The sequence below is a fragment of the Ideonella margarita genome (assembly GCF_038066635.1).
Taxonomy (GTDB): domain Bacteria; phylum Pseudomonadota; class Gammaproteobacteria; order Burkholderiales; family Burkholderiaceae_C; genus Ideonella; species Ideonella margarita.
Window position 1 is genome coordinate 24,840 of sequence record NZ_JBBUTI010000013.1, and the last position, 13,862, is coordinate 38,701.

Sequence of the window (13,862 nt, forward strand, 5' to 3'; positions counted from 1 at the left end):
ATCAAAACGGGGTGAGGGCGTGAAACGCCATGGCTTGGCCCGTGGCCGGGTGCGGCAGCGTGAGGTGGCTGGCGTGCAGCAACAAGCGGGGAGCGAGGGTCTCGATGTCGGGCGGGGCGTACAGCTCGTCGCCGACGATGGGGTGGCCGATGGCCTGCAAGTGAACCCGCAGCTGGTGCGAACGGCCGGTGACCGGGAACAGCGCCAGGCGCGTGGTGCCGGGCAGGCCGGTCTCAAGCGCCAGCCGCTCCCAGCGCGTGAGCGAGGGCTTGCCGATCACCATGTCCACCATCTGCCGCGGGCGGCGGGGCCAATCGGCGATCAGCGGCAGGTTGATCTCGCCGGCCATGTCGGGCACCGCACCACCCACGATGGCTTCATAACGCTTGTCCGTCAGGCGCTGCTCGAAGGCCATGCTCAAGGCGCGCTGTGCGGCAGCGCCGCGGCCGAACACCAGCAGGCCGGAGGTGCCCATGTCGAGCCGGTGCACCACCAGCGCATCGGGGTAGCTCGCCTGCACACGTGACCAGGCGCAGTCGGCCTTGTCAGGCCCGCGGCCAGGCACCGAGAGCAGCCCGGCGGGCTTGCTCACCACCACCAGGGTGTCATCGGCAAACACCACGCGCTGCTCGCCCAGCGGCTGCGCGGGGCGGGGGGCTGGCAACATCATTGGATCAGCAGGCGCACCGCGTGCAGTTGCTCATACGCGGGCCGGCAGGCCTCGGCAACGCTCAGGGCATGGCCCGTCAGCTGGGGCTGGCGCTGGCGCCAGGGCTCGAAACCGGTGGATCGCCAGACGGCGTCGTACCAGTGCGGCGCCCAGATGCCGTCGCTCTCGCGCGGGCCGGCGGGCCAGGCCAGCATGCGCTCGGTGAAAGGGATCTCCAGTGCGGCACACACCGCTTGCAGGTAGGCCCCCGGTGCCTGCAGGAAATCATCGGCGTCGATGACCAGCGGGGCTACTCCGCTGCGTTCGGTGATGGCCTGCCACAGCGTCACCTGCTGCAGCAGGCCGATGTCGGCGGGCGCGATGCTGGCGCGCGACTTCAGGTAGCTCTCCACCACCTGCGCCGGGTCGCGGATCAGCAGCACATTGCGCAGACCGTGCACCCACTCGGTGTCCATGCCGGGCAGCAGGTGGTGGGTCATGTGCTTCTGGTACCAGACGGGCTGGCCGTCGGGGGCGGGGCCTTGCGTCAGGGCGGCCACCACGCTGCGCCAGTCGGTGTCGCCGGCGGCAATCACGTCGTCGCGGCCGGGGTGGTCCAGGCCGGTGGTGGCGAGGTAGGCGGCGTACAGCGGCTCGTCGCTCACGGCGCAATCACCGCGGTTTTCCCAGGCCCGCATCATGGCGGTGGAGATGTTCCGCGGCCCGCTCCACATGGCCACGCGCAGCGGCGGTGTCATCGGTGCGCTCATGGTTGTGCTCCGGCGATGGCGGCGGTGGCGGCCACATCGCGGCTCACCAGCTCGCGGTACAGCGCCTGCAGGCGCAGCACCATCGGGCCGGGCACGGCCTCGTCGAAATGGCGGCCGTCGACGCTGCGCACCGGCACCACGCCGGCAAAGGTGCCGGTGCAGAAGGCCTCGTCGGCGCTGTAGACCTGCGTCAGGCTGAAGTTCTTTTCGAACACCGGAATGCCGGCCTCGCGGCACACCTGGATGACGTTGCTGCGGGTGATGCCGCCCAGGCAGTAATCGCCGCTGCTGGTCCACACCTCGCCCTTGCGCACGATGAAGAAGTGGGTGGAGTTGCAGGTGGCCACGAAGCCGTGCGGGTCGAGCATCAGCGCTTCGTCGGCGCCGGCTTCGATGGCCTGGATGCAGGCGGTGATGCAGTTGAGCTTGCTGTGGCTGTTGAGCTTGGGGTCCTGCACGTCGGGGAAGCCGCGGCGCACATGCACGGTGAACAGCTTGAGACCCGCCTGTACGGTTTCCGGTTTGGCCAGCTTGAATTCCGGCAGGATGACGATGGTGGCCGGGCCGACGGTGACACGCGGGTCTTGGTACGGCGTGCGCTTCATGCCGCGGCTCACCATCAGACGGATGTGCACGCCGTCGTGCATCTGGTTGGCAGCCAGGGTGTCGCGGATGGCCTGCGTCAGCTCGGCCCGGCTCAGGCCGATGTTCAGCGCGATGGCCTTGGCACCCTCATACAGCCGGTCCAGGTGGGCTGCCAGAAACAGCGGCTGGCCGGCCACCACCCGCAGGCCCTCCCAGACGCCATCACCCAGCACGAAGCCGCTGTCGAACACCGACACCGTGGCCTCGGCCCTCGGCTTGAGCTGGCCGTTGACCCAGATCAGGATGTTCGCGTTGCGCGGGTCGTCGTGGAAGTCGTGGATGCTTTGGGACATGGCGGTGGTGCGCAGGGCGCAATCGGCAAAGGTTGCCGCCAGTCTACGCAAAGCCGGGCCGGGGTTTGCAGGCGCTGTGGGGCCGCTGCAGCGATGGCATCATGTGCGCCTTGACGGCCGACCCGGCTGCGAACCGCCGGCCATGAACCGGCCCTGATGGATTGAGGAACCCCATGCAAACGTTCACCCCCCGTGCCAGCGTGGCTGGCTTGATGCTGGCGCTGTGCGCCGCTGCCGCCCAGGCTCAAACCGCTGCCAATGCCCCTGCCGGCAAGGTCCAGTCACTTGGCAATGCCAGCGCGACCGCCAGCGTGATGTCGCGCGACGAACTGCGTGCCTGCCTGCGTGACCAGGACGCGCTGAAGGCGACCGCAGCCTCGCTGGCCGATCGCCGGGTCGCGTTGAATGCCGAACAGAAGGCTCTGGAGTCGGAGAATGATGGCCTGAGGAAAGAGCGCGACGCGATGGCTGCCAAGATTGAAGCCAGTGCCCAGGCGATCAACGCGAAGGTGGCTGCCCAGGCCGCGTCGGTGAACGCCTACAACGAGAAGATGGACGCGATGAACGCGGCCGCCAAGAAGGGCGAAAACGTTGATCGCCGCCGCCAGCTGCTCGAGCGCGACGGCAAGGCCCTGCAAGCCGCCAGCGACAGCCTGAATGAGTCGGTCAAGGCCGCACAGACTGAAAACGAGGCGACCGAGAAGAGCCTGAACGAGCGTTTTGCCGCGTTCGAAGGCCGCATTGCCAACTGGAACACCCGCAACAAGCAGATCAATCCGGACGCTGACGCCTACGACGAAAAGCTGCAGTCGTGGAAGCTGCGTTGCGGCACCCGCAACTACCGCGAAAGCGACGAAAAGGCCATCCGCGACGGCCGATGAGCATGTCCCCCACGCTGCCGCTGCCGCCAGCCTCGATGCACTTGTTGATCATCGGCGGTGGCCGCTTCGTGGGGCGTCACCTGGTGCAGGCCGCCCTGGCCGCCGGCCATCGGGTAACGGTTTTCAACCGCGGCCAGACCAGCGATGTCTGGCCCGACGGCGTGGAGCACCTGCGCGGTGACCGCCGGCTTGATTTGTCTGCGCTGCACGGCCGCAGCTGGGACGCGGTGATCGACTGCTGCGGCTACCTGCCCTCTGAAGTCGCTGCGCTGGGTGCGGCACTGGTCGGCCATGTGCCGCGCTGCGTGTTCATCTCCAGCATCTCGGTGTACGGCAGCTTCGTGGTGCCCAATACCGAGGACAGCCCGCTGGGCACCATCGATGACGTGGACACCACGGTGGTCGACGGCCGTACCTACGGGCCGCTGAAGGCCTTGTGCGAGGCCGAGGTGCAGCGGGCCTGGGGGCAGGGCGCCTTGATCATCCGCCCGGGGCTGGTGGTGGGGCCGGACGACCCCACCGGCCGCTTCACCTGGTGGCCGGCGCGCTGGGCGCGTGCGGCGGCTGCCAGTGAGCCACACGTGCTGACACCGGGCACGCCGGACGACCCGCTGCAATTCATTGATGTGCGCGACCTGGCCGCGTTCACCCTGGCCGCGCTGGCCCGTGGTGAGCAGGGCGCGTTCAACGTGTGCACCGACCCCGGCAGCCTCACCAGTGGGGCCTTGCAGGCTGCCTGCGCTGAGGCTGCAAGTGCAAGTGCCACACCCGCCTGGGCACCGTCTGCGTGGCTGGAAGCCCGTGACGTTGGCGCCTGGATGGCCATGCCGCTGTGGCTGGGCACCGATGCAGCCATGGCGGCCTTCATGGGTAGCCACAACCAGCGCGCGCGTGCCGCGGGCCTGCAGATTCGCCCGCTGGTGCAGACGGTGGCTGACACCCTGGCCTGGTGGCGTGCCTTGCCGGCTGAGAAGCAGGCCTTTCCCCAGACCGGCCTGGCGCCCGAGCGTGAGGCTGAGTTGCTGGCTGCGTTGTCTGAAACCCGAGACTGAGCCGCCCAACCGAAAAGCCCAGCCCGCCCCATGAAAAAAGCCCGCCAGAGCGAACTCTGGCGGGCTTTTGCTTGATGACGGCAAGCCGTCAACCGGATCAGCAGGCCTTGGTGGCTTCAGCAGCTTCCGCGTATTCCGGGATCTGGTCGAAGTTCAGGTACTTGTAGATCGAAGCGCCGTCCTTGTTCACGACGCCCATGGCTTCGTGGTACTCGGCGACGGTCGGGATCTTGCCCAGCTTCGAGCAGATGGCAGCCAGTTCGGCCGAGGCCAGGAACACGTTGGTGTTCTTGCCCAGGCGGTTCGGGAAGTTGCGGGTCGAGGTGGAGACCACGGTCGCGCCTTCACGCACCTGCGCCTGGTTGCCCATGCACAGCGAGCAGCCCGGCATTTCGGTACGAGCACCGGCCGTGCCGAAGGCGGCGTAATGGCCTTCCTTGATCAGCTCGGACTGGTCCATCTTGGTCGGCGGAGCCACCCACAGCTTGACCGGGATGTCGCGCTGGCCGCCCAGCAGCTTGGCTGCGGCGCGGAAGTGGCCGATGTTGGTCATGCACGAACCGATGAAGGCTTCATCGATCTTGGTGCCGGCCACTTCAGACATGAACTTGGCGTCGTCCGGGTCGTTCGGGCAGCAGACGATCGGCTCCTTGATGTCGGCCAGATCGATCTCGATCACGGCAGCGTACTCGGCGTCCTTGTCGGCTTCCAGCAGGTCCGGCTTGGCCAGCCAGGCTTCGACCTTCTCGATGCGGCGCTGCAGCGTGCGGGCATCGGCGTAGCCGTCAGCGATCATGTTCTTCATCAGCACGACGTTGCTGGTGAGGTATTCCTTGATCGGAGCCGGGTTCAGCTTGATGGTGCAGCCAGCGGCCGAACGCTCAGCCGACGCATCGCTCAGCTCGAATGCCTGTTCCACCTTCAGGTCTGGCAGACCTTCGATTTCCAGGATGCGGCCGGAGAACACGTTGACCTTGCCGGCCTTGGCCACGGTCAGCAGACCAGCCTTGATGGCGTACAGCGGAATGGCATGCACGAGGTCACGCAGGGTGACGCCCGGCTGCATCTGGCCCTTGAAGCGCACCAGCACCGATTCAGGCATGTCCAGCGGCATCACGCCGGTGGCAGCACCGAAGGCCACCAGGCCCGAACCCGCCGGGAAGGAGATGCCGATCGGGAAACGCGTGTGCGAGTCGCCGCCGGTGCCGACGGTGTCAGGCAGCAGCAGGCGGTTCAGCCAGCTGTGGATCACGCCGTCGCCAGGGCGCAGCGAGACGCCGCCACGGCTGCTGATGAAGGCCGGCAGTTCGCGGTGGGTCTTCACGTCGACAGGCTTCGGATAAGCCGCGGTGTGGCAGAACGACTGCATCACCAGATCGGCCGAGAAGCCCAGGCAAGCCAGGTCCTTCAGCTCGTCGCGGGTCATCGGGCCGGTGGTGTCCTGCGAACCCACGGTGGTCATCTTCGGCTCGCAGTAGGTGCCCGGACGCACGCCCTGGCCTTCCGGCAGGCCAACAGCGCGACCGACCATCTTCTGGGCCAGCGTGAAGCCGGCGTTGGTGGCGGCCGGTGCCGACGGCAGGCGGAACATCGTCGAGGCCGGCAGGCCCAGGAATTCGCGGGCCTTGGCGGTCAGCGAACGGCCGATGATCAGGTTGATACGGCCGCCGGCGCGCACTTCGTCAAACAGCACATCGCTGCGCAGCTTGAATTCGGTGACGGTCTCGCCGTTCTTCACGATCTTGCCGTCGTAGGGCAGCACGTCGATGACGTCGCCCATTTCCAGCTTCGTCACGTCGACTTCGATCGGCAGTGCGCCGGAGTCTTCCTGCGTGTTGAAGAAGATCGGAGCGATCTTGCCGCCCAGCGTGACGCCGCCGAAGCGCTTGTTCGGCACGAACGGGATGTCCTGGCCGGTGGCCCAGATCACCGAGTTGGTGGCCGACTTGCGCGAAGAGCCGGTGCCGACCACGTCGCCGACGTAGGCCACGAGGTGGCCCTTCTTCTTCAGGTCTTCGATGAACTGCATCGGACCGCGCTTGCCGTCTTCCTCCGGCTTGAAGGCCGCGTCAGCGCGCGTGTTCTTCAGCATGGCCAGGTAGTGCATCGGGATGTCCGGGCGGCTCCAGGCGTCCGGCGCGGGCGACAGGTCGTCGGTGTTGGTCTCGCCAGGCACCTTGAACACGGTCACGGTGATGCTCTTGGGCACTTCAGGGCGGGTGGTGAACCACTCGGCGTCGGCCCACGACTGCATGACTTCCTTGGCCTTGGCATTGCCGGCCTTGGCCTTTTCGGCGACGTCGTTGAAGAAGTCGAACATCAGCAGCGTCTTCTTCAGACCTTCAGCGGCCACGCTGGCCACTTCAGCGTCGTCGAGCAGCTCGATCAGCGGATGCACGTTGTAGCCGCCCACCATGGTGCCGAGCAATTCGGTGGCCTTGGCCTTGGAGATCAGGGCGACCTTCACGTCGCCGTGGGCCACGGCAGCCAGGAAGCTGGCCTTGACCTTGGCAGCGTCGTCCACGCCCGGGGGCACGCGGTGGGTCAGTAGGTCGAGCAGGAACGCATCTTCGCCAGCCGGCGGGTTCTTGATCAGCTCGATCAGGTCAGCGACCTGCTTGGCTTCGAGGGGCAGCGGCGGGATGCCGAGCGCGGCGCGTTCGGCTTCATGTTGGCGATAGGCTTGCAGCATGTCAGGGCTCCTGGGATGCGTGACGTCGGGGGACTTCGGGGCGCAGCGTCTGCTGGCTGCGGATCAGCGGTTCCGGGTAACTACCGTATTTTATATCTTATATAAGACTTGCCAAGGTGAACCCGACCGGTTCACCTTGATGCTCGAATTTGCCGGCGGGCAGATTGTCCGGCAGCCAGCGGGCCAACCCAAGCGAATCTCGATACAAACGCGGGGAAATCCACTGCCGAGGGTTCGCCGCAGTGTGGCGCTTGTCGCAAAAAGCACAAAGCCCGGGCGGCGCCGGGCTTCGGGGGCAAGGGCTGGCTGCACGGGGCAGCCGGGCATGCTCAGTTCTTCACGGTGGGTGCGCCGCCCGTCAGCAGGGCTTCGCGGGGCTGGCCGTCCGCGTTGCGCTTGGCTTCGAGTTGCTTTTCATGCACGCATTCGTCAACCAGGCGGCGGCCGGCCTTCACGTCCATCAGCATCGACTTGTAGGCGATCTGCAGCATCATGGCCTGGCCCTTGACGTCTTCCAGACGCAGGGCGCCCGTCGACGACAGCACCGGCTTCATCGTGAAGCGCTGCTTGCCGAACATCACGTCGATGTAGGCGTCGTACTTCGGGTTCATCGCCACCGTCACGGTCTGGTTGAACTCGCAGCCGTAGTCGCCGAAGTGCACCATGGCCGCGGCAGCGGTCTGCTCGCCTTCGGCCGCGGGCAGCGGCGCTTCAACCGGGGGAGCCTTCTTGGCGGTGGCCTTGGGCGCGGCTTTCGCGGCGGCGGGCTTGGCGGTGGGGGCGGTTTGCGCCATCGTCGTCGAGGCGCAGAGCGCCAGGGCCAGGGCGGCCACGGTCTTGTTCATTCAAAGCTCCAGTGCAAGCAGGCGAGGGCAGCGCGATTCGTTGCCATGTGGGGGATTGTCACCTGCGGCAGCAGGGGGTTGGTATCGGAACGTATCCGGAGTGGAAGCGGTCAGGCGCTGAAAAACGCAGCCACCGCCTCTGGCGGAAGTTGCCTGCCGCCGCTGTAGGCCGTGGCCTGCGCGCGTTGCAGCACTTGCCAGAAGTAACGGAAGCTGGCGCGGTCATGCAACTGGTCGCGCCCTTGGTGGTGATGCCGGATCGGGCCCCAATCGGCGGCCTGGGCGGCCAGCAGAATCTCGCTGGCTTGCACGATTTCATCCTCCGACGGGGTGAAGGCCTCGACGATCGGGCGGATCTGGTCGGGGTGAATGCTCCACATCCGGGTGTAACCCAGCTCGCGGGCGGCGCGGTGGGCCGCAGCCTTCAGCGCGGCGGTGTCCTTGAATTCGGTCACCACGCAGTGCGACGGCACCTTGGCGTGGGCATGGCAGGCCGCCGCAATCTCCAGCTTGGCGCGCACCACCAGCGGGTGGCTGAACTGGCCTTCCACGCCCATGGCCGATTGCGGAATGGCGCCGCGGTGCGCAGACACAAAATCCATCAAACCAAACGAGAGTGACTCGATGCGCGGATGAGCCGCCATCGCCCAGACATCCCGCAGCGCGCCGTGGGTTTCCACCAGCGCATGCAGCGGAATGGGGCGGGTCAGGCCGGCCGAAGCGGCCACGGCGTCCACCTGTTCTGCGGCCAGTGCCAGGTCTTGCGCATGGCGCGGCTTCGGGATCATCAGCCAGGCCAGGCGCTGGCCCGCGGCCGGCAGCAAGGCTTCGAGCATTGGCAGGAAGGCCGGGTGATCGACCGGCACCACCCGGGCGCCGACGCGGCCGTGCACATTGGCGGGGGAGTTCACCAGCTCGGCGATCAGGTGGGCGTGCTCCACCTCGCCGCCCACCGGGGCGCCGTCTTCGCCGTCGAGGGTCACGTCAAACACCGGCCCGAGCTCAGCCTGCAGGGCCAGGCTCTTGCGCATGCGCGCATCGACGCCGCAATAGTGGTCACAGACGGGCAGCGCAGGGGTGGCGTCGCCTTCTTCAAACAGCACGTCGGCGGGGTGGCGCAGTGGGCTCATGGGCGGTGGGGAAAGACGGACCGAACAGAAATGGGCGAGGCGAGAACGCGAACGGCGAATACGGGCAAGGCGAGAACAAGAAAAGCCTCGGCCATGAAAAAAGCCGGCGGCACTCGCGTGCTCACCGGCTTCACAGCTTAAGGCCTCAACGGCCTCGCGCCTTGTGCAGCATCACAGCAGGTGCTTGACGCCGTCTTGTTCGCCTTGCAGCTCGGCCAGGGTCTTGTTGATGCACTCTTGCGAGAACTCGTCGATGGCCAGCCCTTCAACGATCTTGTACTCGCCGTTGGCGCAGGTGACCGGGTAGCCGAACATGACTTCCTTCGGGATGCCGTATTCGCCGTTCGACGGGATGCCCATCGTGACCCACTTGCCGTTGGTGCCCAGGGCCCAGTCGCGCATGTGGTCGATGGCGGCGTTGGCGGCCGAGGCAGCCGACGACAGACCGCGGGCGGCGATGATGGCAGCGCCACGCTTGCCGACGGTCGGCAGGAACACGTCGCGGTTCCAGGCTTCGTCGTTGATCATGTCCTTGACCGATGCGCCGCCGATGGTGGCGAAGCGGTAGTCGGCGTACATGGTCGGCGAGTGGTTGCCCCACACGGCCAGGTTTTCGATGTCAGCGACGGCCTTGCCAGTCTTGGCAGCCAGTTGCGACGCGGCGCGGTTGTGGTCCAGGCGCAGCATGGCGGTGAAGTTCTTGGCCGGCAGGTCCGGCGCAGCCTTCATGGCGATGTAGGCGTTGGTGTTGGCCGGGTTGCCCACCACCAGCACCTTGACGTTGCGCGAAGCCACGGCGTTCAGGGCCTTGCCCTGGGTCGTGAAGATGGCGCCGTTGATGGCCAGCAGTTCGGCACGTTCCATGCCCGGGCCGCGCGGACGCGAACCGACCAGCAGCGCGTAGTCGGTGTCCTTGAAGGCGGTCATCGGATCCGAGTGAGCTTCGATGCCCACCAGCAGCGGGAATGCGCAGTCTTCCAGCTCCATGATCACGCCCTTCAGCGCGTTCTGGGCCTTCTCGTCGGGGATCTCCAGCAGTTGCAGGATGACGGGCTGGTCCTTGCCCAGCATTTCGCCGGAAGCGATGCGGAACAGCAGGGCGTAGCCGATCTGGCCAGCGGCGCCGGTAACGGCAACGCGAACGGGAGTCTTGCTCATGGTGGGGTCTCCGGAAAGTGGTGGGAGCGGTGTGCGCGCCGAACGGCTGCCGGCGCATTTTGAAACGCAGTTCTGAAACCAGCGCAAAACGCGAGTTTAGCCCTTGAGTCTAGGGGTGAACCCGGGGCGTGTCAATTCTCTTATGTCTTATATAAGACATCAGTCGGGATTCTCTGGACGCCGTCTCCGTCGGCGTGGTCGAATCGCGCCCCATGCCCGCTTCCAACCCCGCCAACGCCAGCCCCGATTCGCCAGACGGCGAAGGCGCGCAGCTGTCCGGCGGGCCGGCCTTCAGCCCGCTCTACCAGCAGATCAAGTCGCTGCTGCTGCGCAGCCTGCAGGGTGGCGAGTGGAAGCCCGGCGAAGCCATTCCGAGCGAGATGGACCTGGCAGCCCGCTTCCGCGTCAGCCAGGGCACAGTGCGCAAGGCCATCGACGAGCTGGCCACCGACAACCTGCTGGTGCGTCGGCAAGGCAAGGGCACGTTCGTGGCCACCCATGCCGAAGAGAACATCCAGTACCGCTTCCTGAGGCTGGCGCCCGACGAAGGTCCGGCGACCGGCATGGCCCGTGACGTGCTCGATTGCCGCCGCCTGCGCGCCCCGGCCGACGTCGCCCGGGCCCTGAATCTCAAAAGCGGCGACAGTGCGGTGCTGATCAGGCGCACACTCTCGCGCAACGGCACGCCGGTCGTGCTGGACGAGATCTGGCTGCCTGCCGGGCCGTTCAAGGGCCTGACGGCCGAGCGCCTGTCTGATTACGCCGGCCCGATGTACGGACTGTTCGAAACCGAGTTCGGTGTGAGGATGATTCGCGCCGAGGAAAAGATTCGGGCAGTTGCTGCCGATAACGTGACAGCCGGCCTGCTGAAAGTGGCCGAAGGCTGTCCCCTGCTCAGCGTCGAGAGGCTTTCGCACACCTACGGCGACAAGCCGATCGAGCTTCGTCGGGGTCTTTACAACACCGCTTCCCATTTCTATCGCAACGATCTGAACTGAAGCGCACTTGAATCGTTGAAGCTGATGATGCGGCAAGGCCTCTGAAAGCTTGCTGCGTTGCAATAAAATCTTTGGGTTTCACTGCAGTTACCTTCTCTCATTCCTGACCGATCAGAGCGACCACAACAAGGACACACAGCCATGGCAGATACGCTCAAACCGCGCCCGGAGTTCCGCAACATCCACGTCACGGACCTCCGCAACTACCGGCTCCCGCCGGCCGGTATTGTTTCCATCCTCCATCGCATCAGCGGAGCCATCCTGTTCCTGCTGCTGCCGTTCATCATCTGGATGTTTGACACCAGCATCACCTCGGAAATCTCGTACGAGTCCTTCCGCAGCGCGTTCGTCGCCGGCATCGGCTTCGTGCCTGGCTGGTTCGTGAAGCTGGTGGCGCTGGCCCTGATCTGGGGCTACCTGCACCACTTCATCGCTGGCGTTCGCCACCTCTGGATGGACGCCACCCACAGCGTCTCGAAGCAGCAAGGCCACTCCTCGGCCATCGTCACGCTGGTGCTCGGCACCCTGCTGGCGGTGTTGCTGGGCGCCAAGCTGTTCGGCCTGTACTGAGCACACCGCAAGGAATTCGACAAATGGCAATCAATTACGGTTCCAAGCGCCTGGTCGTCGGCGCGAGCTACGGTTTCCGCGACTGGCTGGCCCAGCGCGTCACCGCCAGCCTGATGGCGTTGTTCACTGTGGCCGTGCTGGCCCAGGTGCTGATGCCTGGTGAGCTGGGCTACGACAAGTGGGCCGGCATCTTCGCCGCCCAATGGATGAAGGTCCTGACCTTCGTCACCATCATCTCGCTGGCGTGGCATGCCTGGGTTGGCATGCGCGACATCTGGATGGACTACATCAAGCCGGTCGGCCTGCGCCTCACGCTGCAGGTCTTCACCCTCGTCTGGCTGGTCGGCTGTGCCGGCTGGGCGGTTCAGGTTCTCTGGCGTCTTTGAGAAACACCATGGCACAGAACAACATCACCAAGCGCAAGTTCGACGTCGTCATCGTCGGTGCCGGCGGCTCCGGCATGCGCGCCTCGCTGCAACTGTCTTTGGCCGGCCTGAACGTGGCCGTGCTGTCCAAGGTCTTCCCGACCCGCTCGCACACCGTGGCGGCGCAGGGCGGCATCGGTGCCTCGCTGGGCAACATGTCGGAAGACAACTGGCACTACCACTTCTTCGACACCATCAAGGGCTCCGACTACCTGGGTGACCAGGACGCCATCGAGTTCATGTGCCGCGAAGCACCGAAGGTCGTCTACGAGCTGGAACACTTCGGCATGCCGTTCGACCGCAACCCGGACGGCACGATCTACCAGCGTCCGTTCGGCGGCCACACCGCCAACTACGGCGAAAAGCCGGTGCAGCGCGCCTGCGCAGCCGCTGACCGTACCGGTCACGCCCTGCTGCACACGCTCTACCAGCAGAACGTCAAGGCCCGCACGAATTTCTTTGTCGAGTGGATGGCCCTTGACATGATCCGCGACGCCGACGGCGACGTGGTCGGCGTGACCGCGCTGGAAATGGAAACCGGCGACCTGCACATCCTGGAAGCCAAGATCGTGCTGATGGCCACCGGTGGTGCCGGCCGCATCTACCAAGCCTCGACCAATGCCTTCATCAACACCGGTGACGGCCTGGGCATGGCTGCCCGTGCCGGCCTGCCGCTGGAAGACATGGAGTTCTGGCAGTTCCACCCGACCGGCGTTGCCGGTGCCGGCGTGCTGCTGACCGAAGGCTGCCGTGGCGAAGGCGCGATCCTGCGCAACAGCAACGGCGAGCGCTTCATGGAGCGTTATGCGCCCACCCTGAAGGACCTGGCACCGCGTGACTTCGTGTCGCGCTCGATGGACCAGGAAATCAAGGAAGGCCGTGGCTGCGGCCCGAACAAGGACTACGTGCTGCTCGACATGACCCACCTGGGTGCCGAGACCATCATGAAGCGCCTGCCTTCGGTGTTCGAGATTGGCCACAACTTCGCCAACGTCGACATCACCAAGGAGCCGATCCCGGTCGTCCCGACCATCCACTACCAGATGGGTGGCATTCCGACGAACGTGAACGGCCAGGTCGTGATCCCGCGCAATGGCTCGCACAACGACGTCGTCAACGGCCTCTACGCCGTGGGCGAATGCTCGTGCGTGTCGGTGCACGGCGCCAACCGCCTGGGCACCAACTCGCTGCTCGACCTGATCGTCTTCGGCCGTGCCGCTGGCAACCACATCGTGGCCAGCGCGCTCAAGCAGAAGAACCACAAGCCGCTGCCGGCTGATGCCGCTGACCTGACCCAATCGCGCCTGGCGCGCCTGGATTCGGCCAAGAACGGCGAATACGCCCAGGACGTCGCCAACGACATCCGCTCGACCATGCAGAAGCACGCTGGCGTGTTCCGCACCCAGGCGAGCATGGAAGAAGGCGTCAAGAAGATCATGGAAGTCGGCGAGCGCGTGAAGTCGATCGGCCTGAAGGACACCTCCAAGGTGTTCAACACGGCCCGCATCGAAGCGCTGGAAGTCGACAACCTGATCGAAGCCGCCAAGGCCACGATGGTGTCTGCCGCCGCTCGTCCGGAAAGCCGCGGTGCCCACGCGCACAACGACTTCCCGAACCGCGACGACGACAACTGGATGAAGCACACGCTGTGGTACTCCGAAGGCGACCGCCTGGACTACAAGCCCGTCAACCTGAAGCCGCTGACCGTCGAGTCGGTGCCGCCCAAGGTCCGTACCTTCTGATCTCGGCGAGAG

At 65.8% G+C, this 13,862-nt stretch carries 13 protein-coding genes; 6 read left to right on the forward strand and 7 right to left on the reverse strand.

Annotated features, from left to right (window positions below; translation table 11 throughout):
- Position 1: 1 nt before the first annotated feature.
- Genes AACH00_RS16910 through AACH00_RS16920 form a run of 3 tightly spaced genes read right to left on the reverse strand, consistent with a single transcriptional unit; the run spans position 2 to position 2,357 of the window.
- Positions 2-667 (reverse strand): RluA family pseudouridine synthase, encoded by a 666-nt coding sequence (locus tag AACH00_RS16910; protein ID WP_341400358.1) that lies wholly within the window; start codon positions 665-667, stop codon positions 2-4.
- Positions 667-1,419: a sulfotransferase-like domain-containing protein gene (locus tag AACH00_RS16915; RefSeq protein ID WP_341400359.1), complete on the reverse strand. Its 753-nt coding sequence runs from the start codon at positions 1,417-1,419 to the stop codon at positions 667-669. The genes AACH00_RS16910 and AACH00_RS16915 overlap by 1 nt, the downstream gene beginning before the upstream one ends.
- Positions 1,416-2,357, reverse strand: a complete 942-nt coding sequence (locus tag AACH00_RS16920; RefSeq protein WP_341400360.1) for an aminotransferase class IV — start codon at positions 2,355-2,357, stop codon at positions 1,416-1,418. Before AACH00_RS16920 ends, AACH00_RS16915 begins: the two co-directional genes overlap by 4 nt.
- Before the next feature lie 173 nt (positions 2,358-2,530).
- On the opposite strand from AACH00_RS16920, the gene AACH00_RS16925 reads away from it, so the two are divergent.
- Together AACH00_RS16925 and AACH00_RS16930 are read left to right on the forward strand one after the other, a co-directional pair.
- Positions 2,531-3,238, forward strand: a complete 708-nt coding sequence (locus AACH00_RS16925) for a hypothetical protein (RefSeq protein WP_341400361.1) — start codon at positions 2,531-2,533, stop codon at positions 3,236-3,238.
- Positions 3,235-4,290, forward strand: coding sequence for an NAD-dependent epimerase/dehydratase family protein (locus AACH00_RS16930; RefSeq protein WP_341400362.1), 1,056 nt, complete (start codon positions 3,235-3,237; stop codon positions 4,288-4,290). Before AACH00_RS16925 ends, AACH00_RS16930 begins: the two co-directional genes overlap by 4 nt.
- A gap of 97 nt (positions 4,291-4,387) precedes the next feature.
- Here the strand turns inward: AACH00_RS16930 and acnB are convergent, their stop codons facing one another.
- From acnB to AACH00_RS16950, 4 genes are all read right to left on the reverse strand, one after another.
- Complete coding sequence (acnB, locus tag AACH00_RS16935; protein ID WP_341400363.1) at positions 4,388-6,982, reverse strand: bifunctional aconitate hydratase 2/2-methylisocitrate dehydratase; 2,595 nt, start codon at positions 6,980-6,982, stop codon at positions 4,388-4,390.
- A 329-nt stretch (positions 6,983-7,311) separates the two neighbouring features.
- Positions 7,312-7,827 carry a hypothetical protein gene (locus tag AACH00_RS16940; RefSeq protein WP_341400364.1) on the reverse strand — a complete coding sequence of 172 codons (516 nt, stop codon included), beginning with the start codon at positions 7,825-7,827 and terminating at the stop codon, positions 7,312-7,314.
- A gap of 110 nt (positions 7,828-7,937) precedes the next feature.
- Complete coding sequence (locus AACH00_RS16945; protein ID WP_341400365.1) at positions 7,938-8,957, reverse strand: HpcH/HpaI aldolase/citrate lyase family protein; 1,020 nt, start codon at positions 8,955-8,957, stop codon at positions 7,938-7,940.
- Between the two features lie 171 nt (positions 8,958-9,128).
- On the reverse strand, positions 9,129-10,115 hold the full coding sequence (locus AACH00_RS16950; RefSeq protein ID WP_341400366.1) for a malate dehydrogenase: 987 nt from the start codon (positions 10,113-10,115) through the stop codon (positions 9,129-9,131).
- A 212-nt stretch (positions 10,116-10,327) separates the two neighbouring features.
- On the opposite strand from AACH00_RS16950, the gene AACH00_RS16955 reads away from it, so the two are divergent.
- From AACH00_RS16955 to sdhA, 4 genes are all read left to right on the forward strand, one after another.
- On the forward strand, positions 10,328-11,113 hold the full coding sequence (locus tag AACH00_RS16955) for a GntR family transcriptional regulator (protein ID WP_341400367.1): 786 nt from the start codon (positions 10,328-10,330) through the stop codon (positions 11,111-11,113).
- Between the two features lie 141 nt (positions 11,114-11,254).
- Entirely contained in the window at positions 11,255-11,683 is a 429-nt protein-coding gene (sdhC, locus tag AACH00_RS16960; protein ID WP_341400368.1) for a succinate dehydrogenase, cytochrome b556 subunit, read from the forward strand.
- A gap of 23 nt (positions 11,684-11,706) precedes the next feature.
- A complete protein-coding gene (sdhD, locus tag AACH00_RS16965) occupies positions 11,707-12,069 on the forward strand; it encodes a succinate dehydrogenase, hydrophobic membrane anchor protein (RefSeq protein ID WP_341400369.1) in 363 nt (120 codons plus the stop codon).
- 8 nt (positions 12,070-12,077) lie between these two features.
- On the forward strand, positions 12,078-13,850 hold the full coding sequence (gene sdhA, locus AACH00_RS16970) for a succinate dehydrogenase flavoprotein subunit (RefSeq protein WP_341400370.1): 1,773 nt from the start codon (positions 12,078-12,080) through the stop codon (positions 13,848-13,850).
- Positions 13,851-13,862: the final 12 nt, after the last annotated feature.